The organism is Mesorhizobium sp. M1A.T.Ca.IN.004.03.1.1 (genome assembly GCF_003997555.1).
GTDB lineage: Bacteria > Pseudomonadota > Alphaproteobacteria > Rhizobiales > Rhizobiaceae > Mesorhizobium.
Genome location: NZ_RZTV01000367.1, coordinates 1 through 269 on the forward strand (window position 1 = coordinate 1; position 269 = coordinate 269).

Below are 269 nucleotides of genomic sequence, written 5' to 3' on the forward strand. Positions count from 1 at the left end.
GCAATGCGACCTGCGCATTGGCGGCGGTGATATCCGACCAGACCGTATAGAGATGGGCGCGGGCGACGATATCGCTGGTGCGCGGGATGATGCCGTTGATGAGCGACAGCGTCGGCGCCACGAACAGGCAGAAGATCAAGAGAATCTGCCAGACGAGCGCGCCGAGCGGACCCATGAAATACCAGCCGAGCACGGAGGCGAAGAACCATGCGATCGGCGTCAGCGAACGGCGAAGATTATCGAACATCTTCCAGCGGCCAAGGGCCGTA

1 protein-coding gene is annotated in these 269 nt (G+C 61.3%); it reads right to left on the bottom strand.

Annotated elements, in window-relative coordinates; genetic code table 11:
* A partial coding sequence (locus tag EOD29_RS32005; protein ID WP_164763957.1) for a hypothetical protein occupies positions 1 to 269 on the bottom strand: 269 nt, incomplete at both ends.